The sequence below is a fragment of the Sulfuriferula multivorans genome, assembly GCF_003851125.1.
In the GTDB taxonomy this organism is placed as follows: domain Bacteria; phylum Pseudomonadota; class Gammaproteobacteria; order Burkholderiales; family Sulfuriferulaceae; genus Sulfuriferula; species Sulfuriferula multivorans.
The window spans coordinates 48718-70405 of the sequence record NZ_BGOW01000014.1; the positions used below are offsets into that span (position 1 = coordinate 48718).

Consider the following 21688-nt stretch of genomic DNA (forward strand, 5'->3'; position numbering starts at 1 on the left):
GATTGCGCAATAACAACACCAACCCTACCAATGCCGCAGCCCGAACAACAAGCCAGGGAAAAAATAGATCAGTTGCTGCATGCGGCAGGCTGGCACGTCTGCGATGCTGCCGCTGCCAACATCCATGCAGCGCGCGGCGTTGCCATCCGCGAATTCCCGCTGCCCGGTTACGGCTTTGCCGACTATCTGTTGTATGTGGACGGCAAGGCCGCGGGGGTGATCGAGGCCAAGAAGGAAGGTGTCACCCTCACCGGCGTCGAAACCCAGTCCGACAAATACACCAAGGGTTTGCCTGCCGGATTGCCGCGCTGGCGCAACCCGCTGCCGTTTTCCTACCAGTCCACCGGAATCGAAACCCGCTTCACCAACGGCCTCGACCCCACGCCGCGCTCGCGCCCGGTTTTCGCGTTCCACAAACCTGAACTGTTTGCTGAGTGGCTGGGCTATGCGCCCACCGCGCAGCCGGGGGAGGGCAGCGCAGGCGAAACCGCCGCCACCTTCCTCGCCCGCCTGCAAGCCATGCCGCCGCTGAAAGAAGAAGGCCTGTGGCCCGCCCAGATCACGGCGATCCACAACCTGGAAAAATCTCTGAAGGAAAACCGCCCGCGCGCCTTGATCCAGATGGCTACCGGCTCGGGCAAGACCTTCACCTCGATTTCCTTCATCTACCGCCTGATCAAGTTCGCAGGGGCGCGGCGCATCCTGTTCCTGGTCGACCGCGGCAACCTCGCCGACCAGACCCTCAAGGAATTCCAGCAATACGTCTCGCCCTACAACAACTTCAAGTTCAGCGAGGAATACATCGTCCAGCGCCTGCAGGGCAACCAGATCGACACCACCGCCCGAGTCTGCATCTGCACCATCCAGCGCATGTATTCCATGCTCAAGGGCCGCGACTTGCCAGCCGACCTGGAAGAAGAATCCGTGGACCAATTGGGCAAGTTGTTCAAGGAACCCGAGCCCATCGAGTACAACCCGAATATTCCCATCGAGACCTTCGACATCATCGTCACCGACGAGGCCCACCGCTCCATCTACAACCTGTGGGCGCAGGTGCTGGAATACTTCGACGCCTACCTCGTCGGCCTCACCGCCACGCCCGGCAAGCAGACCTTCGGCTTCTTCCACCAGAACCTGGTGATGGAATACAACCACGAAATGGCCGTGGCAGACGGCGTCAACGTCAACTACGACGTCTACCGCATCAAGACTGCCATCACCGAGGCCGGCTCCAAGGTCGAAGCCGGCTACTACGTCGAAAAGCAGGAACGCGACACCCGCAAAACCCGCTGGGAAGAGCTCGACGACGACTTCGCCTACGACCCCAACCAGCTCGACCGCGACGTCGTCACCCCCGACCAGATCCGCACCATCGTGCGCACCTTCCGCGACAAGCTGTTCAGCGAAATCTTCCCCGGCCGCAGCGGCGATTGGGTGCCTAAGACCCTCATCTTCGCCAAGGACGACAACCACGCCGAAAACATCGTCGAAATCCTGCGCGAGGAATTCGGCAAGGGCAACGACTTCGCCCAGAAGATCACCTATAGAACCACCGGCGCCACGCCCAAGGAGCTCATCAAGGCTTTCCGCAACAGTCCCATGCCGCGCGTCGCCGTCACCGTCGATATGATCGCCACCGGCACCGACATCAAACCGGTCGAAATCGTCTTCTTCATGCGCGCCGTCAAATCGCGCGGCTTCTTCGAGCAGATGAAAGGTCGCGGTGTGCGCGTCATCAATCCCGACGACCTCAAGGCCGTCACCCCCGACGCCACGGCCAAGGACCACTTCGTCATCATCGACGCCGTCGGCGTGTGCGAGCAGGACAAAACCGACGCTCGCCCCATGGAGAAAAAGCCCAGCGTCAGCTTCGAGCGCCTGCTGCAAGCCGTCGCCTTCGGCAACACCGAAGACGACGTCATCACCAGCATCGCCGGCCGCCTGTCAAGAATGGAACACCGCATCAGCGCCGAAGACGATGCGAAGATTCGCACCGCAAGCGGCGGCCTCGGCCTTAAAGACCTCGCCCACCAGTTGGTAGCTGCACTTTCGCCCGATCCCGTAGAAGCGGCGTCCCGCCGCTTGCCACACTTACCAATGGAAACCGCTGACGATTACGCGGGATACGGCTTCCTCGACCCCAATGCTCCTATCGAGATGCAGCGCGCCAACCTTCCACACTGGCGGCAGGATGAGGCCAGCTATTTCGTCACCTTCCGTCTGGCGGATTCGCTACCCAAACAACGTCTCATCGCCTGGCGGGAAGCGCGTGCCGGCTGGCTGACGCGCAACCCCCGCCCCTGGTCAGCCGCACAGGAAACCGACTATACAGAGCGCTTTTCCGCCCGCATCGAGTCCTGGCTGGACGCCGGTGTGGGAAGCTGCGCTCTGGCAAACCCTCAAGCACGCGAGCTGATGGAGACGGCATTGAGGTATTTCGACGGAGAACGCTACCGGCTCGGAAAATATGTGGTGGCCGCCAACCATGTCCACGTGATCGTCACGCCACTGCCGGGGCACGAACTCTCTGAAATCCTGCATAGCTGGAAAAGCTACACGGCCAAACAGATATTGCAGTTAGAAGCGGCGTCCAGCCGCTTGTCGGAAGGCACGATCTCAGTCTGGCAAAAAGAGTCCTACGACCGTATCGTACGCTCGCCCGAAGAACTGTTTCGCATTGAGCAATATATACAGCGGCATTCCGAATACGAATTGAGCGCGGCGGACAAGCGGCGAGACGCCGCTTCCACGGCGATGCAGCAGGCGCGGACACTCGCCGCCAAACCCCTCTGCGACCCCGCGCTACGCCAGCTTATCCTCGACATCAAAGCCAAAAACGAACTCACCATCGACCACGTCAGCCAGGACCAGGTTCTCGAAGCCGCCTTCAGCCAGGCCGCCCGCGACCGCGCCAAAGGCCTGGTGCAATCCTTCGAGCAATTCATCGCCGACCACAAAGACGAAATCACCGCCCTGCAAATCCTCTATAGCAAGCCCTACAAACAGCGCCTCACCTTCGAGGCCGTAAAAGAACTCGCCGACGCCATCGAAAAACCGCCCTACCTGTGGAACGAATCCCAGCTCTGGCAGGCCTACGCCGCGTTGGAAGCCAGCAAGGTCAAAGGCGCCAGTGGCCGCCGCATCCTCACCGACCTGGTTTCGCTGGTGCGCTTCGCCATCCATCAGGACAACGAACTGATCCCGTTCCCCGAGCGGGTCAACGCCAACTTCAAGGCGTGGGTGGAAGCGGCGTCCCGCCGCTTGGCTGAAACAAAGCGGCAAGATGCCGCTTCTACGGGCTTCACTACTGAACAAATGAAATGGCTGGAAATGATCCGCGACCACATCGCCGCCAACCTCGGCATCGAGCCGGATGATTTCGAATACGCACCTTTCGCCCAGGCGGGCGGATTAGGCAGGGTGCATCAACTCTTCGGCGATGAGCTGAGCACCCTCATCGAACAACTGAACGAAAGCCTGGCGGCATAACGCAACGTGAGCTTGCCAGCCTGTAAGCACCGCTTACAAGTTCTGCCGCGCGTCCCGCGGGATAATCTTTGGCTTTACGGATACCTTATATAGTGCTTTAATAAGTACTGCTTTGAGTATTGGAGTTAAACATGAACATCGTCCCAGCACAGGAAATCAAGCGTCGTGGCATCGCCGCCGTGGATGAAGCCCTGGCGCAAGGCCCGGTGCACATCATCAAGAACAATCGCCCCCAATATGTCGTGCTGACTGAAGAGCGCTACAGCGAACTGATCGAGTCCCAGGAAGAAGCCGCACTGGCCCGCATCAAGGCCTCGCTGGAGGATGCCAAGGCTGGCCGCGTTACCCGGCACGACAGCGTCGAAGCCCTGATGCAGCACTTGGACAGCGAACCGGCCACATGAGCTGGACCCTGGCCACCACGGCCTTCTTCGACCGTCGTGTGCGCAAGTTCCTGGCCAAGCACCCCGACCTCCGGCCCCGTTTCATCGAGACGATGGAGCAACTGAGTGCCGACCCTTTCCAGTCCAGCCTGCGCTTGCATCCCCTGACCGGCAAACTCCAGGGCATGCAGGCCGTCAGCCTCACCTACAGCTACCGCATCACACTCACCCTGCAAATCACAGAGCACGAAATCCTGCTGCTCGACATCGGCAGCCATGACGAGGTGTACGGGTGAATCGCGGCATCGAGCCGGACGACTTCGAATACGCGCCCTTCGCCCAGGAGGGTGGGTTGGGTAGGGTGTATCAGCTCTTCGGCGATGAGCTGAACACGCTGATTGAGCAATTGAACGAAAGCTTGGCGGCATGAAGGTCCAAGAGCAGTCTGCGGCCTACTTCGTACAAACAGCATCTGATGGATGGTGCGAAAAGCCGCTTCGTGAACTGGTAACCAAGCTCGTCGATGGCTCGCACAATCCGCCGCCTAAACAAGACACTGGGCTGCCGATGCTTAGCGCACGCAATATTGAAAACAACGAAATCGTTTTTGATGTGTTTCGCCTGATCTCTGAGGGCGCTTTTAAAACTGAAAATGCAAGGACACGAATTGCTGCTGGCGATGTTCTATTGACCATCGTAGGCACTATTGGCCGAGCTGCTGTCGTTCCAGAAGCTGCGGGGCCCTTTGCCTTGCAAAGAAGTGTGGCTGTCCTTACACCGGGGCCAGAACTTCTGCCGAAGTATCTTGTTTACCAACTTCAGTCGCCTGTGATTCAGCGTTACTTTGAGGCCAAGGCCCGAGGTACCGCACAGAAGGGGGTTTATCTTAAGACGCTTGGGCAGACGCCAATTCAAGTTGCACCCCTCGACCAACAAAAACGCATCGTCGCGGAAATCGAAAAACAATTCTCCCGCCTCGACGAAGCCGTCGCCAACCTCAAGCGCGTCAAGGCCAACTTCAAGCGCTACAAAGCCGCCGTCCTCAAAGCCGCCGTCGAAGGCCGCCTCGTCGAAACCGAAGCCGAACTCGCCCGCCGCGAAGGCCGCAGCTACGTAACCGGCGCCCAACTCCTGCAACGCATCCTCGAAACCCGTCGCAGCCAGTGGCAAGGCAAGGGCAAATACAAAGAACCCGCCGCACCCGACATCACTGACCTGCTCGAATTGCCGGAGGGGTGGGTGTGGGCATCGCCTGCGCAATTGTCAGCTGGTGAGCCGTATTCACTAGCAATTGGGCCATTTGGTAGCAGTCTTAAGGTGAGCGACTACGCCACTTCCGGGGTGCCATTGGTGTTTGTGAGGAACATCCGCGCAGCTATGTTCGGTGGACCTGACACGGTTTACGTTAGCGAGGTGAAGGCCGGGGAGTTACGAGCGCATTGGGTCGCAACGGGCGATCTACTTGTCACAAAAATGGGTGATCCACCAGGTGATGTTTGTATCTATCCCGCGCATAGGCCACCTGCAGTTGTTACAGCGGATTGCATCAAGCTGCGGCTCGGCGACTTTGCGCTGACGCAGTTTTTCGCGTATGCAATCGAATCTGACTTAGTGCACAAACAGATACTCGGTATCACAAAGGGTGTTGCTCAGTTGAAGGTCAGCCTTGGTCGGTTTGGTTCAATCGCGTTCCCGTTACCGCCAATCGCTGAACAACACCGCATCGTCTCCGAAGTCGACCGCCATCTTTCAATCATCAGCAAAACAGAGGTTCAGGTGGACGCCAACCTTCAACGTGCCGAGCATATGCGCCAAGCAATTCTTGGTAAAGCCTTCTCGGCACGACAAACCGAGTATGTGATGGGGCTGTCGGCATGATTGCGATCGATACCGACCGTCGTCTTTTTTACGAAGGTTCAAGTAACTATGGGCACGGCATATGGCCTTCGCCCTTTGTTTCCATAGCTACCGTTTTGCCACTAGAAATGGACCTTTCTGCCATGCCGACGTCCTCATCTGATCTCGGACACGCCAAACTGATTTTCCGGGAAGACACTTTTGATCCGGTGACCCGCGTTCGCCGTGGTCGCTTCTATTTCAATCTAGGCTTCCAACCCCAGGAGTGGCACGTCCAGACCCACCCAGCCTTCAAGGAGGAAGTCGGGAATAGGGATCACCAAGGAAACCTCATCAAGCGACTCTATGGCTTCCAGCGCTGGCCCGCGTTCACCGAATTACATCCTGAGAAGACTTCGCCCCTTGTTGCCCTGGGTACAGCGGATGCATTTACGCTTTGGAAAGTCATCGGCATCGAGCGGATCGTAACGGGTGAAGATTTGGTCACCTTGCGCGCCCGTTCAGCAATGGGCGTTCTGCCAGAAATCCAAATGGATTTGGTTCCTACCGAGGGCCGAGAGAAGGTGATGCAGACTATCGAGAAGGTGGTTGAAGCTGCTTACCGCGCCGGCCCGGAGTCAGTCATCGACCGCTGCCGCGACGCAGCGCAGGCGTCTTTGGGTGTCTGGATGGCTGACAAATTCAGTGATGATGGCCTTCGTCGCATCGACCTTGGCCCTCAGATTAAGGCACTGGAAAAACGGATGGCCGAAGATTTACCAGTAATCGTTGTTTCGGTGGGCAAAGCGATCGCACGGCTACATGCCCGTTGCAAACCTAATGAACAGTTAACGCGGGAAGGGCGGTTGCTCATCGAAGATGATGCTGAATCCGCTATTGCCATGCTTGGTCTTCTCTATCGTGAATTTCGCTGGTGCCAATCTTGACCATCAAGATCGTCAGCCAAGGTGTCGCCCTTTTCAATCAGTTGGTGACCAAGAAGCACTCAATCGGTCTGTAAATTATGAACTCCGCCACCATCGTCCAAAAACTCTGGAACTACTGCAACGTCCTGCGCGACGACGGCATGTCATATGGCGACTACGTCGAGCAATTGACGTATTTGCTGTTCCTGAAGATGGCCGACGAGCGCAGCCGGCCGCCCTACAACCAGGCCAGCCCTGTGCTCGCCGGCTATGACTGGCCCAGCCTGGTGAAGAAGGACGGCGACGAGCTGTTCGACCACTACCGCCACACGCTGGAGGAACTGGGCAAGCAGAAAGGCCTGCTCGGGCTGATCTTCAACAAGTTGCATGGAGGATCCGTTCATGAAATTTGAAACCTTCCAGGCGGGCGTGTTGCGGCAGCGCTACCAGTACAAGAGCTTCGAGCCGGTTCCGGTAAACCATGAGTGGGTGTGGGAAGACGCCACCATCAACGCCTTGCTGGAGGCGGCCAACCGGGCGCTGGGCGAGCTGAATGCCTTTTCCCTGATCGTGCCGGACATCGACCTGTTCATTGAAATGCACGTGGTCAAGGAGGCGCAGACTTCCAGCCGCATCGAGGGTACCCAGACCGGCTTCGACGAAGCACTGATGTCGGAAGAGCAGATTCAGCCAGAAAAGCGCGATGACTGGCGCGAGGTGCGCAACTACATCGACGCGGTGAACACGGCGATTGCCGAGTTGAAGACGCTGCCGCTGTCGAACCGGTTGCTGAAACAGGCCCATGAAATCCTGATGCGCGGGGTGCGCGGCGAGCATAAGCAGCCCGGGGAATTCCGCACCAGCCAGAATTGGATCGGTGGCTCCAGCCTGACGGATGCCGTGTTCATCCCGCCCCATCCGGACGGCGTGCCGGATTTGATGAGTGACCTGGAGGCGTTTTGGCACAACGAGGCTATCGTGGTGCCGCACCTGATCCGGGTGGCCATCAGCCACTATCAGTTCGAGACTGTCCATCCTTTTCTCGACGGCAACGGTCGCATCGGGCGGCTGCTGATCCCCTTGTATTTGGTCAGCCATGGCGTGCTGGCGAAGCCTTCGCTCTATTTGTCAGACTTCTTCGAGCGCAATCGGGCGAGTTACTACGATGCGCTGATGCGGGTGCGCGTGTCGAACGATCTGATCCACTGGGTGCGTTTCTTCCTGCAGGGCATGGCGGAAACCGCCACCAAGGGACGCGAAGTGTTCCAGCAGGTGTTGGCCCTGCGCACCGAAGCCGAGCACGCCGTGCTGGGGCTGGGCAAGCGGGCCGCCAACGCCCGACAGGTACTGAATCTGCTGTACCGCAAGCCGGTGGTGTCGGCGGCCGACATCGAGAAAGCGTTGTCCGTTAGCACGCCAACAGCCAATGCCCTGATCCGGGATTTCGAGAAGCTGGGGATGCTGCTGGAGATTACCGGGCAGCAACGGGGACGGGCTTATGCGTTTGATCGTTACCTACGATTATTTGTTAGTTAACGGAAATCGTTTTTCGTTAACTTAAGTGGTGGCCAAGTTAAAGGGAGTGGGGATGAATCTGCGTGAGCCTGTCTCGCCCGCTGGTAAATAAAAGGTAGCTCAATAAATGGAAGCCAAGCTGTGAACACTTCAACCATCGTCCAAAAACTCTGGAACTACTGCAACGTGCTGCGCGACGACGGCATGAGCTACGGCGACTATGTCGAACAGCTCACCTATCTGCTGTTCTTGAAGATGGCCGACGAGCGCAGCCGGCCGCCCTACAACCAGGCCAGCCCGGTGCTCGCCGGCTATGACTGGCCCAGCCTGGTGAAGAAGGACGGCGACGAGCTGTTCGACCACTACCGCCACACGCTGGAGGAACTGGGCAAGCAGAAAGGCTTGCTCGGCCTGATCTTCACCAAATCGCAGAACAAGTTCCAGGACCCGGCCAAGCTGCGGCGGCTGATCGTGGACCTGATCGACAAGGAAACCTGGGTGTCGATGAGCGCCGACGTGAAGGGCGACGCCTACGAGGGCCTGCTGGAGAAGAACGCGCAGGACACCAAGTCCGGCGCGGGCCAGTACTTCACGCCGCGCCCGCTGATCCAGGCGATTGTCGATGCCATGGCGCCCAGGGCCGGCGAGACCATCTCCGACCCGGCCTGCGGCACCGGCGGCTTTCTGCTGGCGGCGCACGACTATGTGGTGAAACACTACCCCAACATGACATCGGCGGAGAAGAAGAAACTGCGCGGCGAAAGCTTCAAGGGCTGGGAACTGGTGCAGGCCACCGCCCGGCTGTGCGCGATGAACATGCTGCTGCACGGCATCGGCAGTGTAGAAGCGGCGTCCCGCCGCTTGGACGACGATGAAAAGCGGCGGGACGCCGCTTCTACGTTGCCGATTGCGGTGGGCGATTCGCTGGCCGCCGACCCGGGCGAGCGCTTTGATGTGGTGCTGACCAATCCTCCCTTCGGCAAGAAGAGCAGCACCACCATCGTGGGCGAGGAGGGCAAGGTCAGCAAGGAGCGCGACACCGTCGAGCGCGACGACTTCTGGGCCACCACCTCGAACAAGCAGCTCAACTTCGTCCAGCACGTGAAGACGCTGCTGAAGCAGAACGGCCGCGCCGCCCTGGTGCTGCCGGACAACGTGCTGTTCGAAGGCGGGGCCGGCGAGACCATCCGCCGCAAACTGCTGCACGACTGTGACGTCCACACCCTGCTGCGCCTGCCCACCGGCCTGTTCTACGCTCAGGGCGTGAAGGCGAACGTGCTGTTCTTCGACAAAAAGCCCGCCGCCGAAACCCCGTGGACCCGCAAGCTGTGGATCTACGACCTGCGCACCAACATGCACTTCACGCTCAAGACCAGCACGCTGAAGCGGGAAGACCTGGACGAGTTCGTGAAGTGCTACCACCCGGAAAACCGGCATGACCGGAAAGCCACGTGGTCGGCAGAAAACCCCGATGGCCGCTGGCGTGAATATGGCTATGAAGAGCTGATCAACCGCGACAAGGCCAGCCTGGATATCTTCTGGCTAAGGGATGAATCGCTGTCCGACTCCGACAACCTGCCCGCGCCGGAAGTGATCGCGGCGGAGATTGTGGAGGATTTGGAGGCGGCGCTGGAACAGTTCAGGGAGATCGCTACTGATCTCAGTGCCAGCGGGACAGGCGAACACCCCTGATCATCAAGTTCTCAACCTCTCCAGCGCAGCAAACGCATCGTCAATCCGCTGTGCATTACTCACGGGTTTGGCTTGTTTGGTGGCCGCCTGCTTCTTCGTCACGCGTTTGCCGGACACTCTTTTTGCTTCGCCCTGCCCGGCCTGTTCCGGGCTGATCTGGGCCAGTTGTTCGACAAACATCAACAGGCTTTCGCGCGAGCCGCTGATGGAAGGCTCCGCAACCGCTGCTGTGGCCTTGCGCCCCTTGATTACCGGCAAATCGATGCTTGCTGGTGTATCCGTGCGCAGGGTCTGGCTTAATGCTTCTGCAATGCTGCGGGCTTGTTTGTCACCCGCGCCGGCCTGCATGCGCGTACCATGGGCCGCATGTTTGCGGCGCCTTTCGGATGGCAGGTGAGGCGTAGCGGCCTGGATGTGCTGCTTGATTGATTCGGGTGCAGGGGTTATTTCAAAGGCGGGCAGAAGCTGTACTGTGGAATGCGAATAAACGAAGCCCCGACACCTGGCGGTGCCGGGGCCTGGCTTACTTGCGTTTATTGCGGGAAAGGATCAGCGCCACAACGCCAATCCCGAACAGAAAGAGAGTTTCAGGTTCAGGGACTGTTGTTGGTGCCACTCCCCCTGCAGCCCAAAGATTCGATGAAATGAGACTGAAGGCGATAAATGACAGATATTTCATGATGATCTCCCGGAAAGTTGCGCTTGATATGCGTGAAAATAATTAAGCATAAAACATACCATTATTTATTATTTTGTTCGAAACAAGCACATGCGTAATTCAAGGTTATAAGATTGGGCGTATGTGTAAAATAAAACGACACTTGGAAAATAAAACGCGAAAGTATTTGTTCAGTGTAATTCACACTGCTTGATACGAAAATCCTGATGGCCTTGGCGAAATTCATGAAATTCCCACATCTCCCGCTCGGCGCGCAGTTCGAATTCGAGGGTAAAGTCTATACCAAAGTCAGCCCGCTGGTGGCTTCGGCAGAAGACGGTAGCGGTCAGCGCGTGATTCCGCGTTACGCAGTGCTCAGGCCCATCGGCGATTCGGTGCAGCCCAAGGCAGCGGCGCATGCCGGGCAACTTGATCCGGACAAGGTGCGGGTGGCGTTTGCACGCTTTGAAGCCGATGCGATGCGGTTGCTGGACGAGGCTTGTGGCGACGATGCGGGTCGTGGCGATGCGCTCAAGGCGGAGTTGGTTGAGGCGGGACAGCGGTTTCTGGAGGCGCTGTAACACGTCGGTGCCCGGCAGCGTGCAATATCGAATATCGACGACGCTGGCGAGGAAATGCGTGTTCGGATTGTAATCCCCCACAAAAAAACCAAAGGTCGCGGTCATGCACTGCAGCGTGTGCAGGTTTTCTGGCGGTGACATCAACCCTCAGCCCGGCAAGCCGCTAGCCAGCGCAGCTTGAGAGAGCCAGAGGACGCACAGCCCAGCTTAAGAAAGCCTTAAGATTTCAGCCGCAACATGGCAACAAAGGAGTTGCCATGAATCTATCGTCCCTGCATCAATCCCTGCTTCGATCCATCGCCGCCGTCGGGCTGGCCGTTGCTGCTCTCGCGCCTGCCGCCCAGGCGGCGACCGCGCCGGAGCTGTTGTCTGGCTATACCGCCCAGGCCGGTTCGCCTGCCGTGCCCGCCCGTGGCCAGCAGTTCTTCACCGCCCACCACGGCCGCGAATGGAGTTGCGCCTCGTGCCATGGCGCAGTGCCCACCAAGACCGGCAAGCATGCGTCGACCGGTAAGACCATCGGCGCGCTGGCGCCGGCCTTCAACCCCGAGCGCTTCACCGACGCGGCCAGGACCGAGAAATGGTTCCGCCGCAATTGCAATGACGTCGTGGGCCGCGAATGCACTGCCGCCGAGAAGGCGGACGTGTTGAGCTGGCTGCTGACGCTCAAGCCATGATGCGCCCCACTTCATCCACCCTATAAGGAGAACCCGCCATGCCGTTTCGACTTCACTCCCGCGTCCATCAGGCCCTGTTCGGCTTGCTCGTCGCCATCGCTATCAACCACCCGGCCATGGCCGATGACGACCAGCGCGCTGCGCGGGTGCCGCTGTTGCCCAAGTATCAGCAGGAATGCGCCGCCTGCCACGTGGCCTATCCGCCCGGCATGCTGCCGGCCGCCTCCTGGCAGCGGGTGATGCACAACCTGCCGCACCACTACGGCACGGATGCCTCGCTTGATCCGGCAACGGTGAAACAGCTCGCGACCTGGCTCACCGCCTACTCCGGCACTTATGGGCGCGTGCGCGAAGCGCCTCCCGAGGATCGCATCACCCGTTCGGCGTGGTTCATTCGCCAGCACGACGAGGTGCCTGCGTCCGCCTGGAAGCGACCGTCGATAAAGAGCGCTTCCAACTGTGCCGCCTGCCATACCCGATCCGACCAAGGAGATTTCAATGAACGATTTGTCCGTATCCCCCGCTAACCAATCTGTCGACGCACTGGGAACCCGCAAGATCCTGGTCTGGGACGTTCCGGTTCGCGTCTTCCACTGGCTCATGGTGCTGAGTTTTGCCGGTGCCTACCTCACCGCCGAAAGCGAATCTTGGCGACTGCTGCATGTGACGCTGGGCTACACGATGGCCGGTCTGGTGGGCTTTCGCATTGCCTGGGGCCTGATGGGCACCCGTTATGCGCGCTTCTCGACCTTCGTGCGTGGCCCCAAAGCAGTGGCGCGCTATGTCGGCGCGTTGCTGCGCGGCCGGCCCGAACACCATACAGGCCACAACCCGGCCGGCGCGCTGGCCATCGTGGCCCTGCTGGGCCTGGCGCTGGCCGTCACCGCAGCGGGCTGGGCCACCTACAACGATATCGCAGGCGACTGGCTGGAAGAGGTGCACGAGGCGGCAGCCAACGTGATGCTGGCCGTCATCGGTGTGCATGTCGCCGGTGTGTTGCTCAGCAGTTGGCTGCACCGCGAGAATCTGGTGGGCTCGATGATCAACGGGCGCAAGCCGGGCCTGCCGGAGCAAGGTATTCGCCGCCCCTGGCGCAGCGTGGCCGTGCTGATGCTGGCGGTGGTGCTGGGTTTCTGGTGGATGCAGTGGCAAAGCGCACCGTCGGGCACTGGTCTCGCCGACCGGCCCGCTGCATCGGCGACGGTCGGGAACCCTGATCGCGGCTGAGCACGCTTCGTGAGACAATTCACGCCATGCATATCCTGCTCGCCGAAGACGATCCGCTGCTGGGTGACGGCCTACGCGCCGGTCTGCGGCAGCTCGGCTTCCAGGTGGACTGGGTGCGCAACGGCGAGGCCGCAGAGCGCGAGTTGCGCGCCCAGCCTTATGCGGCTGCGGTGCTCGACCTCGGGCTGCCGTTGAAGGATGGCATGGAGGTGCTGGCTGCCGTCCGCCGCGCCGGCGTCACGCTGCCGGTGCTGGTGCTTACCGCGCGTGACGCAGTGCCCGACCGTATCCGCGGACTCGACGTCGGCGCCGACGACTATGTGGTCAAGCCGGTGGACCTGCACGAACTTGCCGCACGGCTGCGCGCGCTGATTCGTCGTGCACACGGCCAGCCGCAGGAGTGCCTGACCGTGCAGGATGTCGTTCTCGATCCGGCGGCCCGCTCCGTGCGACAGGCGGGCGAGTCCGTCATGCTGTCGACGCGGGAGTTTGACCTGCTGCACGCGTTCATGCTCAACGCCGACCGCGTGCTCTCGCGTGAACAGCTCGAACAGCATCTCTACAGCTGGGGCCAGGAGGTGGAAAGCAACGCCGTCGAGGTGCATATCCACAATCTGCGACGCAAGCTTGGCGCTGCACTGATCCAGACCGTGCGCGGCGTCGGCTACATTCTGCTGCGCGACTTACCGAAATCATGATCAAACCGTCTGGTTCGCTGCAAGGCCGGCTGCTCGCGCTGGTACTCGCCGTGGTGGTGGGCGTCTGGCTGGTCACCGCGGCGATGACCTGGTTTGACGCGCGCTACGAGCTCGACGAGTTGCTCGATAGCCACCTGGCGCAGGCGGCTGCGCTGCTGGTGGTGCAGCAGACGCGCGAGGTAGAGGACGACGGCCCCGGCATTGATACGCCCACATTGCACCGTTATGCGCCCAAGGTGGCGTTCCAGGTTTTCCACGAGGGTCGCTTGGTGCTGCGCTCGGCCAACGCGCCGGTCACACCAATGGTCGAATCCGGCAAGGACATCAAGACCGGCTTCGCGACAGCGCAGATCAAAGGCATTGCGTGGCGTGTATTTGCGGCCTACGGGGCTGAGCGCGACGTGCAGGTGTACGTGGGCGAGCAGGCGAGTTCGCGGGACTCGATTCTGTGGGCCGTGCTGCGCAGCACGCTGTGGCCGATGGTCGTGGCGCTGCCGCTACTGGCGTTGGCGGTGTGGTGGGCGGTATACCGCGGCGTCGCACCCATGCGCCGGCTCGGGCGTGCACTGGCTGAGCGCCAACCGCAGGCGCTGCATCCGGTCGCGCTCGACGGCATAAGCTCGGAGATGGCGCCGATGATCAACGCCCTGAACGGTCTGTTCGAGCGCATTGGCACGTTGCTGGAATCCGAACGCCGCTTCACGGCAGATGCCGCGCACGAACTGCGCACGCCGATCGCGGCGATCCGTGCCCAAGCGCAGGTGGCGTTGGGCGAAGCTGACGATGCCTTGCGTAGGCACGCGCTTAAAAACACGCTGGAGGGCTGCGATCGCGCCACGCGACTGGTGGAGCAATTGCTGACCTTGTCCAGGCTGGAAGCCGTTACGGCGCCTGCCATGGCGGCGGTCGATCTGAGCGCGTTGACGCAACTGGTGGTGGCCGAACTGGCACCGAAAGCGCTCGCCAAACATCAAACGCTGGAATTCGATGCCACTGAACCCTGCAGCGTTCCAGGCAACGAGACGCTGCTCGCGGTTCTGGTGCGTAATCTGGTCGACAACGCGGTGAGATACAGCCCGGCGTCAGCGCAAGTGAAGGTGAGCGTGCGGCAGCAGGCCGGGCGTGTTGTGTTGAGCGTTGAAGACAGTGGGCCGGGTCTGGCCGATACCGACCGGAACAGGCTGGGTGAGCGGTTCTTCAGAGTGCCTGGCAGCAGTGAGAGCGGCAGTGGACTGGGCTGGTCGATCGTGCGACGCATCGCAGCGGTGCACCGGCTGGATATGCAGGTCGAGACTTCGGCAGAACTGGGCGGCCTCGCCGTTCGCGTCATCGGTCAGGCGAATGTCGGGACAGTGTGAGTGTTTTCATTGGCTGAAGCGGGGCAGCGGTTTCTGGAGGCGCTGCGGCGTTAGCCGGGGGCCTCGTCAGATCAGACGCAGCCGGTGGGCTTGGGCAGGCCGCCGTATTTGGTGATGGGTTTCATCGGGCCGGTCATCCAGATTTTGAAGAGTTCTTTTTGGTCTATCTCGATGTATTTGGCGAATTTCCGGACCGGCGGCACCGAGTTGCAATCCTCGTAGTATTCGCGGGCTTTCATGATCTGTTCCCACTGCACATCGGACAGTTCAAAGCCATCGGCTGTGGCCATCGCGCGCGCGATTTCCGGCGTCCACGCGCTCATGTCGGTCAGATAGCCATCCCCATCACGTTGCGGAATATCCATTTCAGCCTCCATTTCAGCCTCCTGTGTTTTCGTTGTTCGAACAGTTTATACCAATGCCGCCAAAAATCTGGCATGGCCGTCGCTATTTGAGCAGTCGACGACGGGTGAGCCCCAGCGCCAGCCAGTAACTCAGCAGGCCCCACGTGGCCAGCGCCGCCACATGTCCGGCAATATACGTCGGGATGCGGCCAAGGATCAATGGGCGTACCAGGTCGATGGCGTGCGACAGCGGCAGCCAGGCGGCGGCTATCTGGAGAAAATCAGGCAGCCGGTCCACCGGGTAGAACACCCCGCATAGCAGCACCATCGGCGTGATAACCAGCGTGAAGTAGTATATGAAAAAATCGTAGCTGGGCGACAGCGCGGTCATTACCAGCCCCATTGCGGAGAAGGTCAGGCCGATGAGGATGACCACCGGCAGTACCCAAAGACTGAGCAGCCAGCTTTGCTGCAGCCCCATGCCCCAGATCACCGCCAGGATGGCGAGTCCGGACAACAGGCTTTTCGACGCGCCCCAGGTTAGCTCGGCCAGCATTACGTCGTCCAGATTGAGTGGTGTGTTGAGGATGGCATCCCAGGTTTTTTGTACATGCATGCGCGAGAAGCCGGAGTAGAGCACCTCGAAGGTGGCGCTGTTCATGGTCGAGTAGCACACCGTTCCGGCCGCCAGGAAGGTAATGTAGCGGGCGCCGCCGACCTCCGGCATCAGGCTGCCGAGGCCGTAGCCAAAGCCCAGCATGTAGAGCATGGGGTCGGCGAGATTGCCGAGAATGCTGGATCCGGCGAGCTTTTTCCACACCAGAAAATTGCGTCGCCACACCGGGATGAAGCGCAGCGACAGGCGCGGTGCAGCGAAGTTGTGACGGTTATTCAATCGCGCAACTCCCGTCCGGTGAATTTCAGGAATACGTCTTCCAGATTGGAAGGGCGGTGCAGGTAGCGCAAGCTGTGCTGGGCGCGCAGTTGGTCCAGCACACGGTCACAATCACGCGTGTAGCAGAACAGCGTTTCACCGGTGATCTCGAAGCGTTCGCACAGCGTGTGGCCGTGCTGTGCGCCCCAGTCAGCCACGGTTTCGCCATAGATTTCCATCACGCTGGGCTCGATTTCGGCGGCGATCATGTCGCGCGGACTGCCGCTGGCAATCGCCGTGCCGTGATCGAGTATCACCAGCCGGTCGCACAGCCGTTCGGCTTCTTCCATGAAATGCGTGGTCAGCAAAATGGTTTTGCCCTGGCTGATGAGGCGGCGCAGGCCCTGCCAGATGACGTGACGCGCCTGCGGGTCGAGGCCGGTAGTGGGCTCGTCCAGCACGATCAGCTCGGGGTCGTTGACCAGCGCGCGCGCCAGCGTCAGGCGCCGCTTCATGCCGCCGGACAGTGTGGTGATGCGGGCGTTTTCCTTGCTGGTCAGCCCGGCGAATTCAAGCAGGCCGGGGATGCGCGCGCGGATGACGCTGTCGGCAATGCCGAAGTAGCGGCCATACACCAGCAGGTTTTCGCGCACCGAAAAATCCGGGTCGAGGTTGTCCATCTGTGGCACCACGCCGATGCGCAGTCGTGCCTCGCGCCCCCGCAACGGCACCGGTTCGCCGAGGATTTCGATGCTGCCGTCATCCGGTGCAATCAGGCCGAGCAGCATTTTCAGCGTGGTGGTCTTGCCTGCGCCGTTCGGGCCGATCAGGCCGAAGCACTCACCCGCCTCGATGTCGAGATCGAGGCCGCGCACCACTTCGGTGTCACCGTAGCGTTTGCGCAGATTGCGCGCCCTCAGGAGTGACATGCTGCCAGTGCCGCCGCTTTGAGTTCGGCCAGCTTGCCGTGAAAGAAGTGGCCGGTGTCGTGGATCACGCTGAGCTGCGCGCCGCTGGCCTGCGCCCAGGCTTGTGCGGCGGCCAGGGGCACGAGCTCGTCGTGTTCGCCATGAATGACGTGAGTGTGGGCAGGCACAGCATCGAAATCGTACATGTTCACCGCCGGACCGATCAGGATGAGTTTGGCGTGGGCAAGGTGCTGCGCGACGCGGTGCTGTACGTAGGCGCCAAAGGAAAACCCGGCCAGGATGAGCGGCAACGGTGCGGCGTATTGGGCGCGCACAAAGGCGATGACTGCCAGCATGTCGTAGGTTTCACCCAAGCCGCCATCGTATTCGCCGTCGCTGCCGCCGACGCCGCGAAAATTCGGCCGTACTGCGACATAGCCTTCATCGTGGCAGGTCTGCGCCAGGGTCTGCACCACTTTGTTGTCCAGCGTGCCGCCGTGCAGCGGATGCGGGTGGGCGATAAAGGCCAGCCCGCGCCGTTCGCTGCCGGGATCGTTGACCAGCGTTTCGATATTGCCGATGGCCGTTTTGATACGCAGTTTGGATCGCTTCACGTCAGATTTTCAGCCGTTCGACGACCTGGCCGTGTTGCAGATGCCGTTCGATAATTTCGTCAATATCCTGCTCGTCCACGTAGGTGTACCAGGTGCCTTCCGGATACACCACCAGTACCGGTCCTTCGCTGCAACGGTCCATGCAGCCTGCGCTGTTGATGCGGCATTGGCCTTCGCCATTCAGGTCCAGCGCCTTGATCTTCTTTTTGGCATAGTCGCGCATGGCTTGCCCGCCGGATGCGCCGCAGCATCGGGCGCCGTCCTCGCGTTGATTGGTACAGAAAAAAACGTGGTGTTTGTAGTAGCTCATGGCTGCTTGTCCTGCGTAAGTTCGGTGTATTTTCTGGCGTTGCCGCGCGCCGCATCGGCGGGATATTTTTGTCCGTTGTGGATCAGCTTGGCGCGCGCGGCGGCGAGCAAATCCAGTTCCAGCACGTCGGCCAGACGCACCAGATAAATCAGCACGTCGCTCATTTCTTCGCCGATGGCGGCTAGTTTGACCGGGTCCGGGTGCTGGCTCTGTTCGGGCGTGGCCCACTGGAAATGTTCCATCAGCTCGGCGGCTTCTACCGCCAGCGCCATCACCAGATTTTTCGGCGTATGAAACGGCTGCCAGTCGCGTTCTTCGGCAAAGCGGCGAATCTCGGCCTGTAGTTGCTCGATGCTATCGGTGGACATGCACGTGCCTCCTGTTGCGGGTGGATAGTGTAGCATCCTCGCCATGACCGAACTTGTCCTGCTCTCCGGCGGCATCGATAGCGTGACCCTGCTGCATCTCAAGCACAGCGAGGGCGCGTCATTGCATGCGCTGTTCATCGATTATGGCCAACGTGCCGGCCGCGAGGAGTTGCGTGCCGCCAGCATTCACAGCAACAAGCTGGGTGTGCCGTTGCAGCGGCTGGACATGGGGGCGGTAGGAGACGCTTTTCGCGCCGGACAGACGCAACGCCTGCATGTGCCGCTGCCGCACCGCAATCTGGTAGCGCTGGCGCTGGGGATGAGTTATGCCACGCAAATCGGCGCAACCTGTCTGCATCTGGCCCTGAATCGCGATGACTCGGACGCCTATCCGAGCGCGTCGCCATTGTTTGTACAGAGCTTCAATAACCTGGCGCGCAGCCTGGGCGATATTGCGGTGCACACGCCGCTGGCTGAACTGAATAAAGTGCAGGTGATTGAACTTGCCATCAAATTGGGTATAAATTTACGCGATACGTATAGCTGCCTGTTGGGTTATGCCAAGCCATGCGGGCATTGTCCGCAATGTTTGCAGCGTCGGGCGGCTTTATTGGCCGCAAATGTGGAGGGTGTGGATTGAATGCAGTGAATGTCAGTCTGGCTATCACTTTTGGATGATGTGCGTTGTGATCGCATACTGGTATGCTCGAAAGGGTTTGGTTGGAATGATCTGTCGGCGTTTCGTCAGTTATGTAACGCATATCGTCGGTAATGATGAAATGACGGTGCGCATTTAACGAATTAAAAAATTTAACTCATTGTTACATTAAGCATGGCGCTGTTTGGCTTGGAATGTGCTTACGGTTTGGCCTGATTGTATTTTGATGCACTTATTTTGTGACACGTTTTAAAGAATTACGCATGTGGCATAATGCTTGGCGAAACTTTTAACTAATTGATAAGTGGGAGGAATACCGTGAACGCAATCAACCCCCTGATTTCTTTCCGGTGGATAATGCTGCTGGCTGTGCTGATGGGTTTGTCAGGATGTGCAACGAATTATCCAATGGCGCCAGCCAAGACAGCCCAACAGGCTGACTGGAATTACCTGATTGGCCCCGGTGACAGCGTCAGTGTTTTCGTCTGGCGCAATCCCGAAGTCTCCGGCACTTTCCCGGTGCGTCCGGATGGCAAAATGACCATGAATCTGGTGGAGGATATGCCTGCCAGCGGCAAAACCCCCACCCAACTGGCGCGCGATCTCGAAAAAGCGCTGTCGAAATACATTCAGGAACCAATCGTGACCGTGATAGTGGCGGGCGGTATCGGGCCGTTCAGCCAGCAGGTTCGGGTGATCGGTCAGGCGACCAAGCCACAGGCGCTGAACTACCGCGAACACATGAGTCTGATTGATCTGATGATCGATGTGGGCGGCATTACCGATTTTGCGGCAGGCAACAAGGCTTATATCTTGCGTACCGTGGATGGCAAACAGCAGCGTCTGGGCGTGCGTTTGGATGACTTGGTCAACGGCGGTGATATCAGTGCCGATGTGCCCATCCTCCCGGGCGACGTGCTGGTGATCCCGGAAAGCTTTTTCTGATAATAATTTTCAGTTGCCAAGAACTTCTGAAAAACTCTAGGGGGAAACATGGATGAACTGCTAAACCAGTTGATGGGCTATGTACGGGCGACCTGGCATCGTCGCTGGTACATTGTCATCGTCGCCTGGATCGTCTCGATTGCGGGCTGGTTCTGGGTGTATACCCTTCCCAGCCGGTTTGAGGCTTCCGCTCGCGTCTATGTAGATACCCAAACCTTGCTCAAGCCGCTGCTCGGCGGGCTTACTGTCCAGCCCGATATTGATCAGCAGGTCCGGCTGATGACGCGTACCCTGGTCAGCCGCCCCAACCTGGAAAAAGTGGCGCGCATGACCGACATGGACATCAAGGCCAAGACGCCGCAACAGACTGAAGCCATGCTGGATGGTCTGGCCAGCCAGATCAAAATGGAGGCATCTGCCACAGGTAACAATCTCTACACTATCGCTTATCAGAATGAGCATCCCGAATTGGCTAAGCGTGTGGTGCAGGCGTTGTTGACCATCTTCGTCGAAAGCAGTCTGGGTAAATCCCGCAAGGATCTTTCCTCTTCGCGGAAATTTATTGATGAGCAACTCAAGGTTTATGAGCAAAAACTCATCGATACCGAGAATGCCATGAAGGACTTCAAGCGCAAACACATGGGTTTGATGCCTGGCGAAGGCGGCGATTACTACGCCAAGCTGTCAGCAACCACGACCTCGCTGCATCAGGCGGAACTTGATTTGCGTGAAGCGACCGACCGCCGCAACCAACTCAAAAGCCAGCTGGCTGATGAAGAGCCGGAGATATCCGCAGCTGCGGTACAGACGCAAAGCAATCCGGAGCTGGATGCACGTATCCAGGCATTGCAAAAAAACCTGGATACCCTGCGCCTCACTTATACCGACCTGCATCCGGATATCGTGTCTACCAAGCGTCTGATCAAGGAGCTGGAAGCGCAGAAAAAACAGGAAGCCAAAACCATCAAGAGCAGTGGCGATGGTCGTGCACTCAACCCGGTCTATCAGCAGTTGACCGTCGCTATCGCCGAAGCGGATGCTACGGTGGCTTCGCTTAAAGCACGGGTGGATGAATATCAGAGCCGCTTGGGTCAGCTCAAAAAAGCTGTCGACAGCACGCTCGATGTCGAGGCGGAGTATACCCAGCTGACCCGCGATTACGGGATGTATAAGGAAAACTACGCCTCCATGTTGGCGCGTAGCGAGACGGCGAGTTTGTCCGGAGAAGTGGAAAGCAAAACCGACGTCGTCGATTTCCGGGTGATCGATCCACCACGCGTTCCGCTCAAGCCGTCCTGGCCAAATCGCCCGTTGCTGATTTCGCTGGTACCGCTAGTGGGGATACTTGCAGGTATTGTAGTGGCCTTCCTGGTCAGCCAGTTGCGCCGTACCGTTACCGACAGGCGCGTATTGCGTGAACTGACCGGCCTGCCGTTGCTGGGTTCGGTAACCCGGATCGAGACCGATGCCGTCAAGTTCAAAAAACGCAAAGGTTTGATTGCCTACGCGCTGTCATTTTTCAGTTTGATTGGCGCCTACGGCATTCTGTTGACGCTGCAGATGTTCATGGCGCGATGATCAAGATGAAAACGTTGCGGAGCATCCAATCAATAACTCGGAGACAGGC

The 21688-nt window shown here is 59.4% G+C and carries 26 protein-coding genes; 18 read left to right on the top strand and 8 right to left on the bottom strand.

Annotation, left to right across the window (positions count from 1 at the left end; all coding sequences use genetic code 11):
* The first annotated feature begins 30 nt into the window (after positions 1–30).
* The 9 genes from EI185_RS18010 to EI185_RS07530 all read left to right on the top strand — a co-directional run bounded on the left by EI185_RS18010 (position 31) and on the right by EI185_RS07530 (position 9841).
* The gene (locus EI185_RS18010; protein WP_189836328.1) at positions 31–3489 is read left to right on the top strand and encodes a type I restriction endonuclease subunit R; all 3459 of its coding nucleotides are present in this window, start codon (positions 31–33) and stop codon (positions 3487–3489) included.
* 131 nt (positions 3490–3620) lie between these two features.
* Positions 3621–3893, top strand: a complete 273-nt coding sequence (locus EI185_RS07495) for a type II toxin-antitoxin system Phd/YefM family antitoxin (RefSeq protein ID WP_124704512.1) — start codon at positions 3621–3623, stop codon at positions 3891–3893.
* Positions 3890–4168, top strand: a complete 279-nt coding sequence (locus tag EI185_RS07500) for a type II toxin-antitoxin system RelE/ParE family toxin (protein WP_124704513.1) — start codon at positions 3890–3892, stop codon at positions 4166–4168. The genes EI185_RS07495 and EI185_RS07500 overlap by 4 nt, the downstream gene beginning before the upstream one ends.
* Positions 4165–4302, top strand: a complete 138-nt coding sequence (locus EI185_RS07505) for a type I restriction-modification enzyme R subunit C-terminal domain-containing protein (protein ID WP_124704514.1) — start codon at positions 4165–4167, stop codon at positions 4300–4302. The genes EI185_RS07500 and EI185_RS07505 overlap by 4 nt, the downstream gene beginning before the upstream one ends.
* Positions 4299–5750 carry a restriction endonuclease subunit S gene (locus tag EI185_RS07510; RefSeq protein WP_124704515.1) on the top strand — a complete coding sequence of 484 codons (1452 nt, stop codon included), beginning with the start codon at positions 4299–4301 and terminating at the stop codon, positions 5748–5750. The genes EI185_RS07505 and EI185_RS07510 overlap by 4 nt, the downstream gene beginning before the upstream one ends.
* Complete coding sequence (locus tag EI185_RS07515) at positions 5747–6655, top strand: hypothetical protein (RefSeq protein ID WP_124704516.1); 909 nt, start codon at positions 5747–5749, stop codon at positions 6653–6655. The genes EI185_RS07510 and EI185_RS07515 overlap by 4 nt, the downstream gene beginning before the upstream one ends.
* Before the next feature lie 77 nt (positions 6656–6732).
* Entirely contained in the window at positions 6733–7047 is a 315-nt protein-coding gene (locus EI185_RS07520) for a type I restriction-modification system subunit M N-terminal domain-containing protein (protein ID WP_223247733.1), read from the top strand.
* Positions 7037–8170, top strand: a complete 1134-nt coding sequence (locus EI185_RS07525; RefSeq protein ID WP_124704517.1) for a Fic family protein — start codon at positions 7037–7039, stop codon at positions 8168–8170. The genes EI185_RS07520 and EI185_RS07525 overlap by 11 nt, the downstream gene beginning before the upstream one ends.
* Before the next feature lie 120 nt (positions 8171–8290).
* The gene (locus EI185_RS07530) at positions 8291–9841 is read left to right on the top strand and encodes a class I SAM-dependent DNA methyltransferase (RefSeq protein WP_124704518.1); all 1551 of its coding nucleotides are present in this window, start codon (positions 8291–8293) and stop codon (positions 9839–9841) included.
* A gap of 3 nt (positions 9842–9844) precedes the next feature.
* Here EI185_RS07530 and EI185_RS07535 read toward each other — a convergent pair whose 3' ends face one another.
* Together EI185_RS07535 and EI185_RS07540 are read right to left on the bottom strand one after the other, a co-directional pair.
* Positions 9845–10189, bottom strand: coding sequence for a hypothetical protein (locus EI185_RS07535; protein ID WP_124704519.1), 345 nt, complete (start codon positions 10187–10189; stop codon positions 9845–9847).
* A gap of 175 nt (positions 10190–10364) precedes the next feature.
* Positions 10365–10520: a PEP-CTERM sorting domain-containing protein gene (locus EI185_RS07540; RefSeq protein WP_124704520.1), complete on the bottom strand. Its 156-nt coding sequence runs from the start codon at positions 10518–10520 to the stop codon at positions 10365–10367.
* 224 nt (positions 10521–10744) lie between these two features.
* Between EI185_RS07540 and EI185_RS07545 the strand changes: the two genes are divergently transcribed.
* The 6 genes from EI185_RS07545 to EI185_RS07570 all read left to right on the top strand — a co-directional run bounded on the left by EI185_RS07545 (position 10745) and on the right by EI185_RS07570 (position 15040).
* Positions 10745–11080 (top strand): hypothetical protein, encoded by a 336-nt coding sequence (locus EI185_RS07545; RefSeq protein ID WP_124704521.1) that lies wholly within the window; start codon positions 10745–10747, stop codon positions 11078–11080.
* Between the two features lie 257 nt (positions 11081–11337).
* Positions 11338–11757 (top strand): DUF1924 domain-containing protein, encoded by a 420-nt coding sequence (locus EI185_RS07550; RefSeq protein ID WP_124704522.1) that lies wholly within the window; start codon positions 11338–11340, stop codon positions 11755–11757.
* A 38-nt stretch (positions 11758–11795) separates the two neighbouring features.
* A complete protein-coding gene (locus EI185_RS07555) occupies positions 11796–12284 on the top strand; it encodes a diheme cytochrome c (RefSeq protein WP_124704523.1) in 489 nt (162 codons plus the stop codon).
* Complete coding sequence (locus tag EI185_RS07560) at positions 12256–12984, top strand: cytochrome b/b6 domain-containing protein (protein WP_124704524.1); 729 nt, start codon at positions 12256–12258, stop codon at positions 12982–12984. Before EI185_RS07555 ends, EI185_RS07560 begins: the two co-directional genes overlap by 29 nt.
* A gap of 26 nt (positions 12985–13010) precedes the next feature.
* Positions 13011–13682 carry a winged helix-turn-helix domain-containing protein gene (locus tag EI185_RS07565; RefSeq protein ID WP_124704525.1) on the top strand — a complete coding sequence of 224 codons (672 nt, stop codon included), beginning with the start codon at positions 13011–13013 and terminating at the stop codon, positions 13680–13682.
* Positions 13679–15040, top strand: a complete 1362-nt coding sequence (locus tag EI185_RS07570) for an ATP-binding protein (protein WP_124704526.1) — start codon at positions 13679–13681, stop codon at positions 15038–15040. Before EI185_RS07565 ends, EI185_RS07570 begins: the two co-directional genes overlap by 4 nt.
* 71 nt (positions 15041–15111) lie before the next feature.
* Here the strand turns inward: EI185_RS07570 and EI185_RS07575 are convergent, their stop codons facing one another.
* The 6 genes from EI185_RS07575 to EI185_RS07600 form a co-directional block, all read right to left on the bottom strand.
* On the bottom strand, positions 15112–15405 hold the full coding sequence (locus EI185_RS07575) for a TusE/DsrC/DsvC family sulfur relay protein (protein ID WP_124704527.1): 294 nt from the start codon (positions 15403–15405) through the stop codon (positions 15112–15114).
* 82 nt (positions 15406–15487) lie between these two features.
* Positions 15488–16279: an ABC transporter permease gene (locus EI185_RS07580; RefSeq protein ID WP_124704528.1), complete on the bottom strand. Its 792-nt coding sequence runs from the start codon at positions 16277–16279 to the stop codon at positions 15488–15490.
* Entirely contained in the window at positions 16276–17187 is a 912-nt protein-coding gene (locus tag EI185_RS07585; protein ID WP_124704529.1) for an ATP-binding cassette domain-containing protein, read from the bottom strand. Before EI185_RS07585 ends, EI185_RS07580 begins: the two co-directional genes overlap by 4 nt.
* A complete protein-coding gene (locus EI185_RS07590; RefSeq protein WP_124704530.1) occupies positions 17175–17780 on the bottom strand; it encodes an alpha/beta hydrolase in 606 nt (201 codons plus the stop codon). Before EI185_RS07590 ends, EI185_RS07585 begins: the two co-directional genes overlap by 13 nt.
* A 1-nt stretch (position 17781) precedes the next feature.
* Positions 17782–18090, bottom strand: a complete 309-nt coding sequence (locus tag EI185_RS07595; protein ID WP_124704531.1) for a (2Fe-2S) ferredoxin domain-containing protein — start codon at positions 18088–18090, stop codon at positions 17782–17784.
* Complete coding sequence (locus EI185_RS07600) at positions 18087–18458, bottom strand: nucleotide pyrophosphohydrolase (protein ID WP_124704532.1); 372 nt, start codon at positions 18456–18458, stop codon at positions 18087–18089. Before EI185_RS07600 ends, EI185_RS07595 begins: the two co-directional genes overlap by 4 nt.
* A 43-nt stretch (positions 18459–18501) precedes the next feature.
* On the opposite strand from EI185_RS07600, the gene EI185_RS07605 reads away from it, so the two are divergent.
* From EI185_RS07605 to EI185_RS07615, 3 genes are all read left to right on the top strand, one after another.
* Positions 18502–19098 (top strand): 7-cyano-7-deazaguanine synthase, encoded by a 597-nt coding sequence (locus EI185_RS07605; protein ID WP_124704533.1) that lies wholly within the window; start codon positions 18502–18504, stop codon positions 19096–19098.
* 375 nt (positions 19099–19473) lie between these two features.
* Positions 19474–20061 carry an XrtA/PEP-CTERM system exopolysaccharide export protein gene (locus tag EI185_RS07610; RefSeq protein ID WP_124704671.1) on the top strand — a complete coding sequence of 196 codons (588 nt, stop codon included), beginning with the start codon at positions 19474–19476 and terminating at the stop codon, positions 20059–20061.
* A gap of 48 nt (positions 20062–20109) precedes the next feature.
* Positions 20110–21639, top strand: a complete 1530-nt coding sequence (locus tag EI185_RS07615) for an XrtA system polysaccharide chain length determinant (protein WP_124704534.1) — start codon at positions 20110–20112, stop codon at positions 21637–21639.
* Positions 21640–21688 lie beyond the last annotated feature (49 nt).